17 protein-coding genes are annotated in these 19,145 nt (G+C 67.3%); 11 read left to right on the plus strand and 6 right to left on the minus strand.

Annotation, left to right across the window (positions count from 1 at the left end; translation table 11 throughout):
- The first annotated feature begins 73 nt into the window (after nucleotides 1–73).
- The 7 genes from PSH25_RS27100 (at nucleotide 74) to PSH25_RS27130 (ending at nucleotide 8,578) form a co-directional block, all read left to right on the plus strand.
- Complete coding sequence (locus PSH25_RS27100; RefSeq protein WP_238661725.1) at nucleotides 74–604, plus strand: hypothetical protein; 531 nt, start codon at nucleotides 74–76, stop codon at nucleotides 602–604.
- A 1,651-nt stretch (nucleotides 605–2,255) separates the two neighbouring features.
- Entirely contained in the window at nucleotides 2,256–3,482 is a 1,227-nt protein-coding gene (locus PSH25_RS27105) for a condensation domain-containing protein (RefSeq protein ID WP_238661726.1), read from the plus strand.
- Complete coding sequence (locus PSH25_RS27110; RefSeq protein WP_274528019.1) at nucleotides 3,479–4,744, plus strand: MFS transporter; 1,266 nt, start codon at nucleotides 3,479–3,481, stop codon at nucleotides 4,742–4,744. The genes PSH25_RS27105 and PSH25_RS27110 overlap by 4 nt, the downstream gene beginning before the upstream one ends.
- A complete protein-coding gene (locus PSH25_RS27115) occupies nucleotides 4,737–5,834 on the plus strand; it encodes a condensation domain-containing protein (RefSeq protein ID WP_238661728.1) in 1,098 nt (365 codons plus the stop codon). Before PSH25_RS27110 ends, PSH25_RS27115 begins: the two co-directional genes overlap by 8 nt.
- Nucleotides 5,818–6,048 carry a phosphopantetheine-binding protein gene (locus PSH25_RS27120; RefSeq protein WP_238661729.1) on the plus strand — a complete coding sequence of 77 codons (231 nt, stop codon included), beginning with the start codon at nucleotides 5,818–5,820 and terminating at the stop codon, nucleotides 6,046–6,048. The genes PSH25_RS27115 and PSH25_RS27120 overlap by 17 nt, the downstream gene beginning before the upstream one ends.
- Complete coding sequence (locus PSH25_RS27125; protein WP_238661730.1) at nucleotides 6,045–7,256, plus strand: cytochrome P450; 1,212 nt, start codon at nucleotides 6,045–6,047, stop codon at nucleotides 7,254–7,256. Before PSH25_RS27120 ends, PSH25_RS27125 begins: the two co-directional genes overlap by 4 nt.
- A complete protein-coding gene (locus PSH25_RS27130) occupies nucleotides 7,253–8,578 on the plus strand; it encodes an amino acid adenylation domain-containing protein (RefSeq protein WP_238661731.1) in 1,326 nt (441 codons plus the stop codon). The genes PSH25_RS27125 and PSH25_RS27130 overlap by 4 nt, the downstream gene beginning before the upstream one ends.
- 8 nt (nucleotides 8,579–8,586) lie before the next feature.
- On the opposite strand, the gene PSH25_RS27135 is transcribed toward PSH25_RS27130, so the two are convergent.
- The 4 genes from PSH25_RS27135 to PSH25_RS27150 all read right to left on the minus strand — a co-directional run bounded on the left by PSH25_RS27135 (nucleotide 8,587) and on the right by PSH25_RS27150 (nucleotide 13,474).
- The gene (locus PSH25_RS27135; protein WP_238661789.1) at nucleotides 8,587–10,890 is read right to left on the minus strand and encodes an ATP-binding protein; all 2,304 of its coding nucleotides are present in this window, start codon (nucleotides 10,888–10,890) and stop codon (nucleotides 8,587–8,589) included.
- Between the two features lie 745 nt (nucleotides 10,891–11,635).
- Nucleotides 11,636–12,340: a hypothetical protein gene (locus tag PSH25_RS27140; protein ID WP_238661732.1), complete on the minus strand. Its 705-nt coding sequence runs from the start codon at nucleotides 12,338–12,340 to the stop codon at nucleotides 11,636–11,638.
- A 194-nt stretch (nucleotides 12,341–12,534) separates the two neighbouring features.
- The gene (gene cspE, locus PSH25_RS27145; RefSeq protein ID WP_238661733.1) at nucleotides 12,535–12,738 is read right to left on the minus strand and encodes a transcription antiterminator/RNA stability regulator CspE; all 204 of its coding nucleotides are present in this window, start codon (nucleotides 12,736–12,738) and stop codon (nucleotides 12,535–12,537) included.
- Nucleotides 12,739–13,039: 301 nt separating this feature from the next.
- Nucleotides 13,040–13,474, minus strand: a complete 435-nt coding sequence (locus PSH25_RS27150; protein ID WP_238661734.1) for a hypothetical protein — start codon at nucleotides 13,472–13,474, stop codon at nucleotides 13,040–13,042.
- A gap of 460 nt (nucleotides 13,475–13,934) precedes the next feature.
- Here PSH25_RS27150 and PSH25_RS27155 point away from each other — a divergent pair, with 460 nt between their 5' ends.
- On the plus strand, nucleotides 13,935–14,297 hold the full coding sequence (locus PSH25_RS27155) for an SH3 domain-containing protein (protein ID WP_132344441.1): 363 nt from the start codon (nucleotides 13,935–13,937) through the stop codon (nucleotides 14,295–14,297).
- A gap of 240 nt (nucleotides 14,298–14,537) precedes the next feature.
- Nucleotides 14,538–14,882 (plus strand): cupin domain-containing protein, encoded by a 345-nt coding sequence (locus PSH25_RS27160; RefSeq protein WP_238661735.1) that lies wholly within the window; start codon nucleotides 14,538–14,540, stop codon nucleotides 14,880–14,882.
- Between the two features lie 116 nt (nucleotides 14,883–14,998).
- Here PSH25_RS27160 and PSH25_RS27165 read toward each other — a convergent pair whose 3' ends face one another.
- Nucleotides 14,999–16,243 (minus strand): PQQ-dependent sugar dehydrogenase, encoded by a 1,245-nt coding sequence (locus tag PSH25_RS27165; protein ID WP_238661736.1) that lies wholly within the window; start codon nucleotides 16,241–16,243, stop codon nucleotides 14,999–15,001.
- Nucleotides 16,244–16,469: 226 nt separating this feature from the next.
- Between PSH25_RS27165 and PSH25_RS27170 the strand changes: the two genes are divergently transcribed.
- Nucleotides 16,470–16,979 (plus strand): hypothetical protein, encoded by a 510-nt coding sequence (locus PSH25_RS27170; protein WP_238661737.1) that lies wholly within the window; start codon nucleotides 16,470–16,472, stop codon nucleotides 16,977–16,979.
- 106 nt (nucleotides 16,980–17,085) lie between these two features.
- On the plus strand, nucleotides 17,086–18,324 hold the full coding sequence (locus PSH25_RS27175; RefSeq protein WP_238661738.1) for a low temperature requirement protein A: 1,239 nt from the start codon (nucleotides 17,086–17,088) through the stop codon (nucleotides 18,322–18,324).
- A 99-nt stretch (nucleotides 18,325–18,423) separates the two neighbouring features.
- Here the strand turns inward: PSH25_RS27175 and PSH25_RS27180 are convergent, their stop codons facing one another.
- Entirely contained in the window at nucleotides 18,424–19,032 is a 609-nt protein-coding gene (locus PSH25_RS27180) for a TetR/AcrR family transcriptional regulator (RefSeq protein WP_238661739.1), read from the minus strand.
- Nucleotides 19,033–19,145 lie beyond the last annotated feature (113 nt).

Consider the following 19,145-nt stretch of genomic DNA (forward strand, 5'->3'; position numbering starts at 1 on the left):
GGGCGGTCCGGTGCAGGGGCAGCTCGAACGACCACGCCGCCCCCGACCGTACCGGCCCATCTCAAGGAGATCCGTGAAGAAGCTCATCCGTTCGGCCGCGGTGCTGATCGTCGCCGCTGCCGCGGGCGCAGTCGTGGTTGCGACGCCCGCGCAGGCAGCGACCACGAAGTGCTACGGCGAGGTCGGCAATTTGTGGGAGGTCGACCTGCCCAACAAGACCGACCTCCTGCTGGGCGCCGACCCCTGCATCGTGCGCGACGGCAGCGGCCTGTACGCGTACTTCTCCGTCCGCTGGCAGCAGTGCTGTATCCCGGCCTACGGCAGCGGCCACAAGTTCGACGGTGTGAAGATCACCGTTCGGCTGGAGCGCCGACCCAACGGCTCCAGCGACGACACGGTGATCACCTCGCGCACCTGTGACATCACCAGCGCCGTGAATTCCACCTGGAGTGACATCAGAGCGACGTGTTTCACCGACATGAAGTTCGTGTACGACTCCAGCTACGACTGGTCCGCCGACGGCACCATCCAGTGGGACATTGACAACGACGGCGATTCCTGGAAGCCGGCCAAGGCCCTGAACGGCAGTCCGTTGATCACCTGAACCGCCGGTTGCGGCGGCGATCGACGCGAGGAATCCCGGCCGTCTCACTTCAGCTGGGATCCGAATTACCAGAGGCGTACTTCGCGAACGGCAGCGATACCAGCACGGTCCAAGTCGGAATACCCACAGATAGGGAGAGAATTATGAGGAAGGTAACGGCGAAGCGACTCGTAGCAGCGGGAGGGACACTCGCGCTCGCCTTTTACGGCAGCCTTGCTCTCGCGGCACCGGCATCTGCGGCGGTCGCACCCGTTCCCAGCGCAACGGCGATCGAGACGGAAGTCGGAACCATGGCCTCATGCTCGGCCTGGACGCCGCACGTCAGGCGAGTCATCGTCGCCAACGCCGCCGTCCACAGCAGCTATTCGGGGTCGTCCTCCGTGATAGCTACGTGGAAGTTCAGGCAGCTCTTCCGTGTCGACAAGCGTTGCGTGAACAGTGCCGGAAACCTGTGGTGGCACTCGGACTGCTGCACCGGTGTGCAGGGCTGGATCTGGAACGATTACACAGAGGTGGCCGAATGGAACTAGCAGTAGCGCAGGCCATGGCATAGGGGACCAGCGTCGCGCCTTGGAGGTGGAGTGGCTAGGGCGATAAGGCGGTGCAGCGTCGTATCGGCACACAGCTTTGTCGCCCTGGCCCCTGCTGCCTCGACATCAGCGGAGGCACAGCCGACGGTTCCCCGGCCGTAGCGTGTCCCACCGTGCCGTGGACCCAGATTGACAGCGAATTCCGGTCGGGCGGTCGAAGGCGCACTCCGACGGTTCGTCGTTCGAGGGATGGGACCGCCCGCCGTTGGGCGGGCGGTCCGTCGACAAACCCGAGCAACCGGTCGCGAGGTGGTGCGCCAGGGCCGAGGGGTGGCGGACCGTTGTCGATCGCGACGTGGATGCGGGTCGCGTGCTCGGCGAGCACTTCCTGAGACGGCCCAGTTGCGAGCGGGCGCGTCTGCCCGTTCGACAGCCATCACGCCTTCTGAAGACCGGACCACGAGTCCGGCGGTGCGACAGACCCGGTCAATCTCTCGCCTCAGTCCGCGGTTTCGTGCTGGCGGACTGCCCGGTCTATGCGGCGGTCGGGAATGATCCAGATGATCGCCGTGGCGACGAAGCACGTCACAGCACCCCGCCGCGGACCTGCCGCACCAGATGGAACATGTGATGGTGGTTGCCGGGAACAGGGCGCCGATTTTCGCGGTAGCTCTGCTGGGCTTTGCGCAGGCTGACCGTGGGGTGCTCAGAGTCCGCTGACCTAGGTGCCGCAGGCCGCACGGACATGCGAATCGGCGGTGACCGTCAGCACCGCCTCTGCGACGGCGTGGAACTCGCCCTATCGCGCCCACATGAGCCAGCTCTCGATGACAGTGAAATCGCGCTCGGTCAGCCCCGCGGTGTGGAAACCACAACAGGTTGAGCGGCGACCCGCGTGATCTCGCACGCTTTCGGACACTCGCGTACGGCCCCTTCCGTTGACGCTGCTCGCCGCCGGATGTCAAGGTCGACGGTGTTCCGAACACCAATCCGGAGCAACGGGGGAGGTGAAAAGAATGGTGAAGAACGACTGCGCTGGCTGAGTCCGGCAGAAACCATGCTCGTAGGGTCGGGGCGGCCGGTGCGACAGCCGCGACCGCCCCGATTCCTGTGGAGATGCCGTGGTGGCTGGGAACGCTGAGAACGTCTATCCGCTGACGATGGGGCAGTTTTCGCTATGGCAGGACGCTGTGCGTCGCCCCGCCGGTCAGCGGTGGGAATCAAATATGAACCCGGTCTGGTCCGTGCCGCCGGGCATTGGCACGGATAAGGTCAGGTGGGCGCTGGCCGCACTTGCGGATCGGCATGAATCACTACGGACGCACTACGTCACGGCCGGCGGCTCCAGTGATGTCCGCCAGGTTGTTGCCGCATCTGCTCCAGCCGCCTACCAAGGAACGGTCGAGCAGGAACAGTGGTCAACGATGGCTGCCGAGCAGCTTCGGCTTCCGTTCGACCTGACCCAGCAGGCGCCGTGGCGGGCCTGGGCCGTCCAGAAGGACGGCTTGACGTCCCAGGTCCAACTGGTTGTCCACCACCTTGCCGCCGACGGCGCGGCCCTGGCGGTCCTCCAGCAGGACTTCCAATCACTGATCGAATCACGACAGGCAACGCGGCCGGCCCCCACCCCCCGAGGGCTGGCCGCACGGCAGCGAGAACCGGTATACGTAGCGAGGCTCGCGGCTGCCGCCGAATATCGTGAACAAACGATTGCTGCCGCGCCGCAGGAGGCGGGGATTGTGCGCGAGGGCCTTCTGCGGGCCTGTGCTCATACCGGGATCTCCTTCGGTCTTGCTCGGCGAACCGCACAGAGACTCGAAGTAACGTTACCCAATCTACTTTTCGCGGCCTATTCGCACGCTCTTGCCGGCGCGGCCGGCGGCGACTCGCCCCTGCTGTGCCTGCTGTCCGCGAACCGGCTGGAGCCATCGGTGCGAAACCTTGTCTCATCGATGACGCAGTGGGTTCCGGTCCGCAGCGCCGGAGACGCGGGACGCCCGTTCGCTGCCGTTGCCGCCGACGCCAACATCAACGCGATACGTGCCCTTCAGCACGGGATCGTGGACCCCGCTACGGTCGCGCCACTGGACCTCGACCGGGGGTGCTTCTTCACGTTCGTCTCGCCGCCACCCGGAACTGATGCCGCAGCCGGTGGTGGTCTTGGACCGAGCCGGATTGAGTGGTTGCCGCCACGAGGACGCAGCGGTCCTAGCTTCTACCTCATTGCCAGCGTCTTTCCTGAGGTCAGTCTGACCCTTCGTGTCATGCGATCGGGTTATGAGCGGGAGGACCTGGAGAGATTGCTGAGCTCGATGACGACGATGTTGCGGCAAGAGGCGACACGATGAGTCGGAGCCTTTGGCGTCACCGCGATTTCATGGTGCTCTGGTCGGGGCGGACGTTGAGCGAAACCGGCGACGCGATCTCGTTGCTCGCCATTCCTCTACTTGCGGTGACCGTTCTTGAGGCGAGCGCGATAGAGGTCGGCGTGCTAACCGCGACAAGGATGGTTGCGTATCTGTTGATCTCACTGCCGGCGGGGGTTTGGGTAGACCGCTGGCCGAAACGAATGCTTATGATCATTTGCCACCTGCTGCGGGCCGGGCTGGTGGCCACGGTCGCCGTGGGCGCCTGGTCGGGCTGGGTCACGATGGCGCAGCTTTGGATTGTCGCGCTGCTTTCCGGCGTGTGCACCGTGCTCTACGAAACTGCTCACCACAGTCTGGTGCCGACCATCGTGCCGGCTGACCAGTTGCTTGACGCCAACGGGAAAATGAGCACGACCTATTCGGTTTCGATGATCGCCGGGTACAGTGTCGGCGGCGCGCTCATTTCGATGATGGGTGTGGCAAGAACGGTGGGGTTGGATAGCTTGGCCTACGTCGGCAATGCCTTCTCGCTGCTGTTGATCCGTCGAGATGAGCCGGCGCGGGCCGTGGCGCGCGAACGGCACTTCCGCCGAGAGTTGGCCGAGGGGCTCTCGTTTGTGTTTCGTCATCCCATCATGCCGAGGCTGGTTGCGGCGGCGGCGACCCTGAACCTGTTCAGCCAGATGATTTTCGCTCTCTCGGTGCTGTATCTGGTGCGGGTCTTGCAGCTGTCCGAGGGGCAGGTCGCGCTGACTCTTGCCCTGGTCACCATCGGTGGCGTCAGTGGGGGGCTGGTATCGGGACGATTGGCCCGTGTGGTGGGCTCGGCGAGGATCATCTGGGCTGCGCCGCTCGGCCTGGGCTGGCTGGTTCTGCTCGTTCCCGCGTCGCAGCCGGGCTGGGGCATGGCGACCTACACCCTCGGCATGGCCGCGCTCAGCGCTCTGTTCGCCATCTACAACGCCGCGTCGATCAGTTACCGCCAACGGGTCTGCCCACCGGAACTGCTCGGTCGGATGACGGCCTCGGTGCGGTGGGTCATCTTCGGGGTGATGCCGTTGGGCGCGCTCCTGGGCGGCGCGCTGGGCTCCTGGATCGGCGTCCGTCCGACCTTGTGGATCGCCGCAGCCGGGGTGTGGGCCTCAGGACTGTGGGTGCTTCTCTCACCGCTGCGCCGGATGCGCGACCTGCCCGCTGACACTGCCGAAAAGCGAAACGAGGAGGCGATACGCGTTGGCTGACCTGCCGTACGGACAGCGGATTCTCGCGTGGGCCGGTTGCGGGGTTCCCGCCGAGCGGTTCGTCGCCGTTGGCGGCGTGCGGCTTTCGGAGAAGCCGGATCTTGACTGGATTCAAGACCGCCTCGACACCGTCGTGTCCCGGCATCCCGTGCTCGGCGCCGGCCCGGTGCTGCTGGCGGACGTAGACGATGTCTGGGCGGCGGCGTCGGCGGCAAGCTATCCGCCGGAGTCGCCGTGCCTACTCTGGGCGTACGTCAACGGCTGCGAGCTACTACTCGTGGCGCACCACACCGTGTCCGACCCCTGGTCGATACGTGTCCTGATCCGTGACGTGCTCCAGGGAAACGGGACTCCGGCCCCGTCTTATCGGCACGAGGTGTCGGTGAGGCACCTCCGAAGGATGCCCCGGGCTGTCCCGTTCTGGGAGCACGCGCTCGCCGATGTCCCAACGCTGACCACGGACGGTGGCTCCGGCGAGCCCGAGACCACACGAGAGCTACGGATCAGGACCGATATCACACTGGCCCAGGCGGACGCGGTCGGCCGTGCGGCGCGAAGCACCGCGTTCGTGGCGCTGTTCGCTGCATTCGCCCATGCTCTTCAGCCGCTGAGCCCAGGCCGAGATTTGGTCATCCCGGTGCTGACTTACGGGCGCGACAGGTCCGAGTGGGACACCGTGGGCCTCTACATGAACGTGTTGCCGGTGCGGCTGACGACTACGGACCTGCCCGCTGTGCAGCAAGCCTTCATTGAGGCCTACGCCCAGGAGATTCCCTTCCCGGTGCTCGTGGAGACGATGCCTGCTGCCGGCGCCGCCTTCGCCCGCGGTGGCCCGGCCCTGGCTCAGTTCGAGGTGATACAGGTTCCGGCTGACGAGGGCATCGAGCCGTTGACCATTCCCGCCGGTCTGGGTCTCGGCGGACCAATACTGCCCGTCAACGGGCTCGCCTTCTGGCTGGAGCTCGGAAGCGGTGGCGTCTACACGGTGTGCCTGCGCTACCGGGATGATCTTTATCGCGAGTCTGGGATGCGGGCCCTCGTCCAACGGTTCGTCGACACGTGGGGAGACCTTTATGCAGCAGCGAGCTGAACTAGAGGGCCGGCTGATCGAGCTGTGGAGCGAGAAACTCGGTGTTCCCACGGTCACCGCCGAGGACAACTTCTTCGCCCTCGGCGGCGACTCGCTTCTGGCCGCGGACCTCCTGATGGACATCTACGAGGAGTTCGGCCTGGAGATCGACGCGGCGGTCCTGTTCCTCAGGCCCACTATCGCCGATCTTCTGCAGGAGGTCTCGGCGGTATGAACCTGGTCCCGTCAACCGATGTGGCGGCCATCGACCTCGCACGGATCGACCTCAGCGATCCGGCGCTGTTCGCCGACGGCGACCCGCACGCGGTATGGCAGGCGATGCGCCAGCGAGATCCGGTGCGGTGGCAGGCTGTCGACAGTACGGGCTTCTGGGCCGTCTCCACGTTCGACGGGGCCGAGAGGGTGCTGACGGACCATGCGACCTTCTCGTCCACCGGTGGCGTCGTGCTCAACATGCTCGGCCGACCGGAGCCGGCCCAGGGGCAGCAGTTCTCTGCGACCGATCCGCCGGAACTCGCCCGAATTCGCGGGCCCCTACAACGTGAACTGGCGATGCGTGCTGTCCAGCAACACGCTGCCGTCGTCCGGGAACACGTCCGAGGTCTGCTTGGGTCGCTGTCGGGAAGCTTCGACTTCGCGACCGCCGTCTCGCCGCTCCCGATGGCGTTCCTTGGGCCGCTCATGGGCATCCCGGCCCAGGACTGGCCACTGATCGCTCGCCTGGTGGCGATGTCGGTCGCCGAACACGACCCGGACACAGCGGTCGAAGAGGGCCCTCAGGCGACCCTCGACCGGGGTCACCGCGAGCTGTTCGCCTACCTGCTGAACCTGTCGCTGGAACACCGTAAGCGTCCGCGTGGCGACCTGGTGAACGCGCTCTTGGCGCTTCCGATCAGCGCGGGCGGAGTAGTGGCCAACTGTTACAGCCTGATTCTGGGAGCCGCGGCCGCCATCGCTCACGTTCCCACGGGGACGCTCGCCGAACTGCTGCGCACCGGGCAGTACCCGACGTGGGCCGCGCGGCGCGCTCACATCCCCGGCGCAGTGGAGGAAGCGATCCGCTGGACCTCCCCTGCCGGGCATTTCCTGCGTACGGCGACCCGGGACACGTTCATCGACGGAACGGCAATCGCCGCCGGAGATGCGGTGGTGCTGTGGATCGGCTCCTCCAACCGCGACGAGCGCTACTTCCCTGATCCCCACCGGCTGAATCCCTTCCGCCGAGGGCAGCGCCATCTGGCCTTTGGCGCCGGGGCGCACTACTGCATAGGGGCGGCGCTCGCGCGGCTCGCGCTGAGGATCGTCTTCGAGGAGATGTTTCAACGGTTCTCCTCCTTCGAGCTTGCCGGCGACATCGTGCACGTCCGCTCGACGTGGCTTGCCGGCATCAAGAGCCTTCCAGTGGTCGGCCGACCGCGATGACCAGCGATGTGTTGGGGATGATCCAGGCACATATGCGGGAGACCCCGGCTACCGTCGCGCTCGTCGACCGTGACGGATCAACGACGTACGGGGAACTGGATCGCGTGTCGGGCTCCATAGCGAGCTATCTGAAGACCCGGGACGTGGCCGTGGGGGAGCCCGTTGGTGTGCACGCCCCGCTGTCCCGATGGGCGATCGCCGGGATGCTGGGGGTGCTGCGGGCCGGCGCCCGATACGTGCCCATCGACATGGCGTTTCCCGCTGAGCGGCAGCAGCAGATGAAGCAGCGCAGCGGGGCGCGTATCCACCTCACCCGGGACCTGATCGCCACACTGCCCGAAGGGGAAACGCCCTGGCGGGACGGCCCGTTCGCCTACACCATCTTCACCAGCGGCTCGACTGGCAATCCTCAAGCGGTGACAGTCTCCCGGACAGCGCTGAGCTACTCCACCACAGCCCGGATCGAGTACTACCGTGAGCCACCACACCGCTTCCTGTTGTGCTCGTCCATATCCTTCGACAGCTCGGTGGCGGGCATCTACTGGACGCTGTGCACCGGCTCGACACTCATCATCCCCAGCGACAGGCCAGCAAACCTACCCGCCGTCCTGAAGGCCGGTCGGGAGTACCAGCCGACCCACGCGCTCATGGTTCCCTCGCTCTACCGGCTCCTGCTGCGTTCACCGATTGAATCGCTCACGACGGTGATCGTCGCCGGGGAGACCTGCTCGGCCGAACTTGTTCGGCAGCATTTCGACATCGTGCCGCGAACCGCCTTGTACAACGAATACGGCCCAACCGAGTGCACGGTGTGGAGCACGGTGCACAGGTGTGCCCCTGGCGAAAACCCCGTGCCCATCGGCAGGCCGATTCCCGGTACGTCCGTATCCATTCAGGACGGGGAGCTCGTCATCTCGTCGCCCGGAGTGGCGAACGAGCAACGCGAGTACCGTACCGGGGACATCGTCAGCCTCGGTGACGATGGTCTGCTGCGATATCACGGCCGCGCCGATGATCAACTCAAACTGGGTGGAATGCGTATCGAGTCAGCCGAGATTGAAAGCGCTCTGCTCACCTTTCCCGGAATTACCGATGCGGCCATCGGCGTGCACGAGTCCCGCGTCGCCGCCTTCCTCACCGGCCTGTCCAGCATCGACGAGGGGAGGCTGAGAGCCCACCTGCTGCGGCGACTTCCAGCAGTCGCGGTACCCAGGGCGTTCCGACCCGTCACCCGCCTTCCGTCGCTCCCGAACGGAAAGCTGGACCGTGCGGAGCTGGCAAGCCGCGCCGCGGCGATCTTCGACGACGTGCCGTCGCATTGACGCAGGTATCACCCGACGCGCGGCGGCGTCGGTTCCTGGCTGCACTCGGGCCCGTGCGTCGAGATGTACGGGAGGAGTTCGGCGAGTTTGGCGGTGTCGCCGAGCCGGGTGAGGATGGCCCCGGCCTCCTCGAACGCCCCTCGCGCGGCCAGCGGCTCGGTCTGCGCGTACGCCTTGCCCAGATTCGTGAGCGCAGTTGCCTGCATCGAATGCCACCCGCGGGTACGCCAGATCGCGACCGACTCCTCAAGGTGACCGATCGCCCGTGCGGGGAACCCGTCGGCCAACTCGATTTCGCCCAGTACCTCCAGCGCCTCGGCCAGGTGGTGGCTCATGTGGTACTCCCGGCTGAGCGCCACCGACGCCTCAGCCGTGGTGCGCGCGGCCGGATCACCGCGCTGGAGGTCCAGCCGAGCCAGCGCGAGCAGGGTCAGGACTTCGGTGTACGTGTCCCCGTAATGACGCGAGATGGTCAGCGACTCGCGGAGCATGTGTTGACTGTGCTCGAGGTTGCCGAGCTGGCGATGGGTGATGCCGGCGAACTGCAGAACGGTTGCGACCCAGCGCGGATTGTCCAGGGCTCGGGCCTCGTCCAGCGCGTGGACCAGGCCAGCGGCGGCCTGGTCGAACCGTCCCTGCTCGTAGTGGGCGATGGACAACGCCAACCGGGCCCGGATCCGCCCGCCCTGGTGCTCCGATTGGTTGGCCAACTGAAGGGCGCGGGTGGCGTAGGTGATTGCGGCGGAGTGGTCGCCGGCGGCGGTGAGCGCCCAGGAGCACATCACCGCGGCGTCGCAAATGCCCTGCTCGTGCCGCAGCAGGGTGAACATTCCCAACAAGCGGAACGCGTCGTCGTGCATCCGGGACATCGCGTCGCCGTCGCCGCCTTCGCTGATCCACGTGGTTACGTCGATAAGGCCGCGTAGCATGACCGCCTCACCGAGCAGGTTGCCTGCCGCGCGGCACGCCGACATGACCTCGGTGTTTGTGTCGACCCAGTCGCTGTACATGCCGCGCACGTCGAAGTATTTCTCCAGGCAGCCGGCCAGGTCGAACGCCACGTCGTCGCGGCCGAGTCGACATGCCTGCCGGATCAGGGACAGCAGCGCCGTCCGCTCGGCATCGAACCACAGGCCCGGTTCGACGCTCGGCGCGTACCGCTCGACCCAGCCCGTGGCCGGGCGCGGCCCGGGCCCACTGATCGCCGCGTAGCACGGCCCCGGGATGTGTCGAGCCATCCGCTCGGTGAGGGCCAGCCAGCCACCGAAGCCACGGGTGAGCGCGCTGGCAAGCGACTCGCCGGTCTCCTCGACCTCTGCGCGTTCCCGAGCGAATATGCGTACCAGGTCGTGGAAACGGTAGCGTTGCTGCCCCGCCACATCGGTGTCAGCTGCGGTGAGTAACTGCGCATCCACCAACGTCTCGGCGTGCTCGATCCCCGTGTCCAAACTCGACTCGAGCATGGCCGCGGCGAACCAGGCCGGAAAGTCTGGCAGGTCGAAGAGGCCGAGCAGCCGGAACAGCCGCCGTACCGTCGGATCGAGCCCCTGGTAGCTCAGCGCGAGCGAGGCCCGCACCGCAAGGTCGCCGGCCGTCAACTGGTCCAGACGGCGTCGCTCGTCGCCGAGCATCGTCGCCAGGTGTCCGAGGTGCCAGGTGGGTCGAGCGGCGAGGCGTGCACCGGCGACGCGCACCGCCAGTGGTAGCCCACCGCACAACGTGACGATCTGTGCCGCCCCCGTGTGCTGCGCGGTCACCCGCTCGTCCGTGGTGATCCTGGCCAGGAGTCGAATCGCCGTGTTAGGTGGGAACACGTCGAGGTCGACGCGGCGAGCACCCTCGATGCCGGTGAGTCGGGTCCGGCTGGTCAGGATGACAGCACAGCTCGCCGTGCCGGGCAGCAACGGTCGGACCTGTTCCTCGGTGGCGGCGTTGTCGAGGACCAGGAGTACGCAGCGGTCGGCGAGGCGACTTCGGTACAGCTCGGCGCGTTCGGTCTCGTCGGCCGGAATCACCTGGTTCGGTACGCCCAGCGCGCGCAGGAAGCGGGCCAGGACGTCGCCGGGCTGCAACGGCGACGCGTCGGCACCGCGCAGGTTCACGTAGAGCTGACCGTCGCTGTGGGCGCCGGCCAGCCGGTGTGCGACGTGCACCGCGAGGGCGGTCTTGCCGATGCCACCCATGCCGCTGATCGTCGCAATGGCGGGCGCGTGGTGGTGCCGGTCGGTATTCGTCGCGCCCGAAAGGAACCGGTGCAGCGATGCCACGTGATCCTCGCGACCGGTGAAATCGGCGATGTCGGCGGGCAGCATGGCAGGCACGGATCCATCGTTCGGTGCGGGCTGCGACGCGTCGTACATGACAGGTGCCGCAGCGGCCGGCCGGGTGGATGCGGCGGCGAGCGTGTTGCGCGCCGTAACCCACATGGCGACGACCGTCTCGTCGAGCCCGCAAGCCCGGATGAACGTCGCGACGGCCTCGCTCCTGGGCAGGCTCGAGCGCGCAAGCATCGAGGCCGTCGTACTCGCTGGCAGCATCTCGCCCGCGGCCTCCGCCCGGCGGGCCAGCTGCCGATATGACAGATCCGACCACGCCCGCAACTGGCGGAGGGCGGCAACGTACTCGCCCGGGCCGGTGAGCCCATTCGGGGGGCTCGGCAACCCGTCAACAAGCTCAGTCATACGTTCCCCCGTACCGACGTTGGCCTGTAGATGATCACCATAGTCGTCGATCGGTTGTGCGGCCAGCGCCGCCCGGGCTGTCTTGGACCGACCCGAACGCTCGATCCATTGTGGTGCATATACGCAGCTGATGCGGTTGCCGCACGTCCAACATGGTCGATCGATTGGAGCCGCGTTGAAGAAGCGAATACCGGCGCTGATTGCCGAGTTCTTCTCTTGCTACATCAAGGCGGCCCGCAAGCGGGCCGCGCCGGCCCGGCCCCGGCCTGCTGGCGGCTTCGGCCTGCATCAGCCGGATCGGTCGGGCACACCTGGGGACGACACGGGCTCCACCCCGAATCCCGGCCCGCAGAGATCCGCCGCAGCAGCGCGGTTGTCAGGCGTTGCCACCGGGCCCCAGCAGCAAACTGACCTGAGCCAGCATGTCCGACGACATAGCCCCAGGGCGGCGGGACGCGTACCTGGTCTCGCTGATCCGCCCGGCCGGGGTCAGAGTCCAGTGCTGCGGACCCCAGCAGCCCTGCTCCTCAAGGAGTATCCGAGCCAGCGCCCCGGTCTCTCCAGCGGCGCCGCAGGCGGTCAACATCGCAGCGAGGACGTCGCCCGCGTCTGAGGGGAGGTCCGCGTCACTCATGATCGGCAACAACAGAAGGAAGGTGTGAGGGTCAAGGCGCGGGGCCGATCCGGCTTCGGCCGCCTTGAGCGCGACGGCGAGCAACTCTGGCCAGCACAGCCCAGGCCCCCGGAAGCAACCTTCGACCCTCGCCAGGGGAACCGCCGCGTTCCAGTCAGGATGGTGCAGCAGATAGTCGTACCCTCCTTCCCCGGGAAGGTTGCGGTACAAGACATGAAGGACGTGCCCTGCCGAGAGCGGGACTGACAGCGTTGGCCACTGGCGCTCAGCGCTGACCCGTTCGAAAAACTGCAACAGGTCGGCCTTGCTGACCCCGAATCCCGCACACAGCGGCTCTTCGACGCCGTTGGTGCATTGCAGCAGGTGGCTCGCCCAGAACAGTGGCTCGTCCATCAGGTACGCCCCATCGACCAATGGGTCGTCTTCATAGCCTGGAATCATGGGCATCGGCGGATTCTGGCACAGACCTCTGACCCCAGCTCGACCCCCGCATGACGCCAACGGCTACCAGGATGAACGCTGGCTACGTCGAGATGGCCGGACTTCTGCCTATCAGGCGATCGTGAAATGCCGTGGTGAGCGCATGAAACGCCGAACGGCGGCCCGCTGAATCAGTCGGGCCGCCGTTCGCAGTGTGTGGATCAAACCGGGCGGATGTTCTCCGCCTGCGGGCCCTTCTGGCCTTGGGTGATGTCGAACTCCACCTTCTGGTTCTCGTCGAGGCTGCGGAAGCCGCTCGCCGAGATCGCGGAGAAGTGGGCGAAGACGTCAGCGCCGCCGTCGTCCGGGCTGATGAAGCCGAAACCCTTGTCGGCGTTGAACCACTTCACGGTGCCTGTAGTCATGTCTGCTCCTTCGCAGGCTGTTAGAGACCGCACTGTGCGGACCCTTACGCCGCCGCGTTGATCACCCGCGTCGAAACGACACGAAAAACGAAAAGCGCCTGGGGGGTTTCAGATGCCCCCATCAGGCGCTGGATAACGTCTACGGAAATCAAAACTGCAACGCGGCTACCGTAGCACATGATCCATCGTCGAGCCGATCAAGGTGAGTGGGCCCGGTCACTGGTCTGCTTCATCGGTGCCGCCCTGGCCACCCGGGAAGGAACGTCGACCAGGCCGCCGCTGCCGCGACCACACCGGTCGGTCAGCCGCCCGGGCAGCGGGTGTCACCGCCGCTGTGTTCCACGCAGTGCCCCGGCGGGCCGGGCGTCGTCGCTGCCGGCGCCGGATCGAGGTCCCGGCCGGCGAGGACGGCGAACGGTACGGCGGGCACGGCGATCACGACGGTGAGCACCAGGAAGACGACTGCGGTGCGTGCCCGCCGCAGTTGGTACGCGACGAGCGCGATGATTGCCGGCCCGGCGGTCGCGACCAACGCGGCGACCAGCAGGGCGACGCTCGCCCGACGTTTGAGGTCCTCGAACTCGCCGGGCTGGTCGCCGTAGCTGACGCTCCACTGCTCCAAGCCGATGCCCACCCACCACACGGCCGCCGCGATCAGCCCGCAGACCCAGACCAGGACCAGGAATCCCACGATCGGACCACCCCGTCGACCCGCGCCGACCGCATCAGACGTCATGCCGTCCAGCGTGGATGGGTCAACACGGCCGGGCATGAGTCGGCGTACTCAGGTTTGCCCGGCGGGGACGGGCGGGGGGACCACCTGGTCGCACGGGTTGCCGGCGACGCAGGTCGAGGCGTCGCGCCGTGCCGAGTCCCGGCTTCCGCCGATATCCACGACGGCGGCCGCCACCGACACCCTCACCGTCGGCCTGGCCCAGGAACTCGTCTCCGCTCGCACACCATCGCGACGCCGATCCGCGCCCGCGCTGACGCGGACGTATCTGGCGCCAACCGGCTACCCCTCATATTGGCTGGCATAGAACAGGTGAAGCGTCGCCGCGACCTCGACCGCGCACATACCTTGTTCGGACAGGTCAAATTCCACCGAGGTTCACCAGCCACTGTGTAAAAGCGACACGTCGAGTACGTCTATCGATATAGGCTGGGCTGGAAGTCACCTTCGTGAAGGGAGACCGATGACCACGCGACGAATGAGTGCTCGGCTGGCAGGTATCGCGCTGCTCGCGGCGGCGGTGACCTACGTTGTGCCCGCGACACCGGCGTCGGCGGCCTGCGGGCAGGGCTGGTCGGACCGGAGCAGCCGTACGGCCGTGGTGACGGCGGACGGTGTCCGTTACCGTACCGGGCCGCACACGTCCTGCACCGCCTATGGCCAGGTGAATCGCGGCGTGACGGCGTACCTGGACTGCGCCACGCGCGGGGACACGGTCAACGGCATCGCCGTCTGGTGGCACGCTCGCTTCAGCACCGGTGGGTCCGGATTCATCAGCGGGGCGTACCTCAACCCGTGGGTCCAGTACACCACCGAGAACTGCTGATCGGCCGATCGGCCGGAGCCAGGGCTCGCACTCGCGACCAACGACCTGGTTCCGGTCGATCGACGGCTCGACGTGGGTCCGGTCCTCGCGGCCCGGTAGGTTCTCGCCGCTGGTAGTGCTTTGTCAGGTGCTGGTGGCGCTGTTCGACGGCACGTTCGCCGGTGGCGAGCAGCTGCGCGGCACATGCTTCGGCACCGTCGAGTTCCCCGGCGGAAATCTGGATGGAGCTAGGCTCCCGCCATGCTGATCATCGAAGGCGCGGGCCGGTGGACCGCACCCACCGGGGTCGCCAACGACTGGGTCGAACACCTCAGAGTGCCGGACCTGTCGGTGGGAACGTACTGCATCCCTGCGGGCGGTCTCGACGATCAGAGCCCGCACACCGAGGATGAGATCTACGTGGTCACCGCAGGACGGGCCCGGACCGTGACCCCGGACGGCGCGGCCGAGGTGGGGCCGGGGTCGGTGATCTTCGTGCCCGCTGGCGAGGAGCACCGGTTCGAAGAGGTGACCGAGGATTTGGCGCTGCTGGTGGTGTTCGGTCCGGCGTACGGCTCGCGCGCTCCGGGTCGGCGAGCCGAGTAGGGCGGGCCGGGGCCGCCAGCTCCGAGGTCGGCGTCGGTCCTAAGGAGAACCAGATGACCTGGGGACGGCCGCCGAACGCGGCCGTCCCCAGGGGTGGTGCGCAGGTGGAGCGAGGTTCAGCGGTGCGCGGCTCCGCCGGTGGGGGCTGGCTGCACTCGCTCGAACCGCACCCGGCTCAGCCACCCCGGGAGGTCACTGAGTACGTACACCTCGCCGTTCACGTCGGTGCCGAACGCGGTCGGCTGGGTGGGGAAGGTGCCGATCTCAGCGGACTCGTAGCCGCCCGTGGACTTGGGACGCACGGCGAACGCGCGGGTCGAGCAGTAGTCGCTCGCGATGTAGGTTCCCCGCGCCTCCGGGGTGGCGGACCCCCGGTACACCAGACCGCCGATGATGGAGCAGTTCTCCGTCATGTAGTGGTCGTATTCGACGACCGGGTCGGTAAGCCGCACACCCGGCCGGCACTGCGTCTCGTCGAAGACCGGCGTGCCCTCTCGGCAGGACCAGCCGAGGTTCGCGCCACGCTGCGACGGGCGGATGTGGTTGATCTCCTCGATCAGGCCCTGACCGACATCACCGATCCACAGCGAGTTGTCGACCGGGTCGATGGAGAACTTCCACGGGTTGCGCAGCCCGTAGACCCAGATTTCTGGACGCGCGCCCTGCGTGCGGACGAACGGGTTGTCGAAGGGCACGCAGTAGGGCTTGCCCCCGCAGGAGCGGTTGACGTCGATCCGCAGAATCTTGCCGAGCAGGGTGCCCAGGTTCTGACCGGACTTGAACGGGTCATTCGCGTAGCCACCGTCGCCAAGGGACCAGTAGAGGTAGCCGTCGCGACCGAACGCCACCTGGCCGCCGTTGTGGTTGCCGTACTCGGCGTGCTCCTGAGTGAGCAGCACCTGGACCCGGTCGGGAGCGCCGATGGGCACCCGCGCCAGGGTCAGCGCGCCGGCCGGCAGGCTCGTGTAGGCCACGTAGAGCATCCCGGTCCGCGCGAAGTTCGGCGCGGGAGTGATGCCGAGGAGGCCGCGCTCGTTGTCCGACGTGTCGATCCGGGCGGTCAGGTCGAGCACCGGCTCGGCCGCCAGACCGGTGTCGGGGTGGTAGGCGCGGACGGTGCCGTTCTTCTCCGCGATCAGCATTCGGCCGTCCGGCAGGCCAGTGATCGCGATCGGACGCTGCAGACCGAAGGCCACCTGTTCGGATACCACGGTCAGCTCAGCGAGTGGGGCAGCGCGGGGGTGGGATCTGTCGGCCGCGGCGGTGGCGGCCACTGGCGCCGGTGGCGACAGGGACGCGGCCAGGGCCAGAACGATCAGCCCGGCCAGCATGGTGGCCGGGCGATAACGCCGTCGTGACATGGTCAGCTCCTCGGGCAGGTGGATTGGTGTGCGGTGTGGGAGCGTTCCCACGATAACATCGGCTTGGATCAATATCCAACCGACGTCTGGCCGCCATCCGTTCGAGTTGGCGACTCCGACTCGCTACGCCCAGGGGCACCGGCGGACCCGGGCTGTCGCGCGACCTCCGGAGCGGGTGACAACGGGCGGTAGGGTGAGTTACCGATCGATACGAACGGTGGTGCCGGTGAGTGTGGTCCAGGCGGGTGTCACCGCGACGACGACGTTGCTGGCGGTCCTGATCGGTGGATGGCTCACCGTCCGGGCTCAGGACCGGCTGTGGCGGCGCGACCAGGATCGACAGTGGCGTGACATCCGGTTGAACGCGTACACCGAATTCATCGGCGCGGTCCGGGAGTACGTGGCCTTCGTCCTCAACCCGGCCGCCCGCATCACCGCGGTGCCGCGCCCGCGTGATCCGGGTGATCTCATGCCGTTCTTCGACGACGAGGGCAGCCGCTACCGGGAGCGGCTGGAGAGCACCAAGACCGCGCTTCGGCTGGTAGCCGGCCAGGTCGAGGTGGTGAGCGGTTCGTCGGAGCTGGTGCGCCAGGCCCGGCTCCTGGCAGCCACCCGGGCGGGCAGCGACGCCCAGGCGTTGCCCGCCGATCGGTTCGACGCCCTGTGGGAGGCCGAGCGCCGATTCATCGAGGTGGCCCGGGCCGAACTCGGCCTGCCCTCCGCGTTCGCGACCTGATGGCCGCCACGTGACCGATTGAGGCAACCCCAACTCACACCAGGTGAGGGCTGGCGCAACTCCGCTGGCTGCCGGCTCGTTGGTCACAAGGGGCGGACGGAGGCAGATGATGGCGGCGGGTCGGGGTGCCGAGCTGCTGCGTCCTCCCACCAGCTCGGGCCGTGCGACGTTCCTGGAGCTGTTCTTCGATCTGGCCTTCGTCGTGGCCCTCACCCGGGTCTCGCAGCGCTTCGCCGGTTTGAGCGATGACAGTGGCTGGGCGCTCGTCACAGGGTTCGGACGTACCCTGCTGCTCTTTCTGGCGTTGTGGCTGATCTGGTCGCACACCGCCTGGATCACCAGTCGCTACGAACCAGAGCGGCCGATCATTCAGGCCGTCGTGGTCGGCACCATGTTCGCCGGCCTGATCATGGCGGTGACGCTGCCGCGCGCCATGGAGGAGCGGGCGCTGCCGTTCGTGGCCGCGTACCTGATGGTGATGGTGGTGCGGCCGCTGGTGGTCGCCGCCGCGCTGCGTGGTCATCCGCGACGCCTGGTGCCGTTCCGGCTTGCCGTGTGGGCTTCGGCGAGCGCGCCTCTGTGGCTGGCCGGCGCGTTGGGTCCGGACCGACTTCGCCTGCCGCTGTGGGCTGCCGCCCTCGCCGTCGACTACCTCGCCTGGTCCCTGGGCTGGCCGCTGCCGTGGCTCGGGGCCTCGAATGTGAGCCGCTGGCGGATCGCGGGGACTCATCTCGCCGACCGTTACCAGCAGGTGTTTCTCATCGCGCTCGGTGAGTCGATTCTGGTCATCGGCGTGGTCTTCAGCGGCACGGACTATTCCGCCGAGCGGGCAGCCGCCTTCGCGGTCGCGTTCGCCACCAGCGCGTTGCTCTGGCGGATCTACTTTCACCGCGCCGGTCTGCTGCTGACGGATGCGTTGGATCGGGCGGTCATGCCCGGCCGGCTGGGCGCGGCGTCGGAACGGACGCACCTGCTGATCGTGCTCAGCGTGCTCGTCACGTCGGTCGGCTACGAACTGGTGATCGATCAACCGTTCGGGCAGCCGAGGCCCAGTTGGCTGCTGTTCGTGGTGGGCGGGCCCATGCTCTTCCTCGTCGCCCGTATGCGGCTGGAGTACGAGATCTTCGGCCGGGTCACCCAGTCCCGCGTCATCGGATTGGTGGCCCTGCTGGTGTTCACGCCGGCGTTGGCCCGTTGGACGCCGATGGTCGGGCTGAGCGTGGTGGCCGGAGTGCTGGCCCTGGTCGCGCTCCTCGACGCGCTGCGCAGTCGGGGACAGCCGGTGGAGGTTCCCGCCTCGCCGATCGGGAGGGCGGCACCCGAGGTTCGCGATTCCGAGGCGTGACCGCGCGGCCGTGGCGGACCCGCGACCACGTGAAGACGTCACCGCCGTGATCGCCTGCCCCGCCGCGTAACACGGCGTCGTCGCGTGGCTGTCGTGGTACTAGCCGGAGGATCCGGTCGACTGGCGCTCGGCATTGATCGAGAGAAGGCCTTCGACGCCGCGCAGGAAGGTCTCGGACACGAGCGCGGGGTCGAAGAGGCATCCGGCTGCCATGGCGCCGTCGCGGAGCATGACGAAGTGGCGCGCGGCGGGATCCGCCGTCTCCTGGTGAACCTGTGCCATCAGTGTGCTGAGCGTGTCCAGGAACCATTGCCGGTGGGCGATGATCTCCTGGCGTACGGGGTGGTCCGCGGCGGGATATTCCGCTGCGGCGTTCAGGAAGGCGCATCCACGGAACCCGGGGGACTGGATGTGCTGCGCGATGGAGCCGGCGATGGCCCGGAGTGGGTCGACCGGCGACGAGCCGGTGGCGATGGCCGCGTCGACCGTGCTGCGCTCCATCTCGTGGACTTCCCGCAGGTAGGCGAGGATGAGGTCGTCCTTGCTGGGGAAGTGCCGGTAGAACGTCGCCCGGGTCACCTTCGCCTCGGCGATGATCCGGTCAATGCCGACGGAATGGATGCCCTCCGCGTAGAAGCGCCTGGTCGCCGTGGCGAGAAGCCGGAGGCGCGCCTCAGAGGGCCGAGCGTCGGGTTTGCCGCGCGTCATACCACCATCTTAGCGGATAGAACGTTCGGTCTGCTGGACGTGAGCAGCGGCAGCGGCGTGTCGATGGCGAGGGACCCGCTCAAGTAGATAGAACGATCGGTCTTGACGATGGG

It is taken from the genome of Micromonospora foliorum (assembly GCF_022229015.1).
Taxonomy (GTDB): Bacteria; Actinomycetota; Actinomycetes; order Mycobacteriales; family Micromonosporaceae; genus Micromonospora; species Micromonospora foliorum.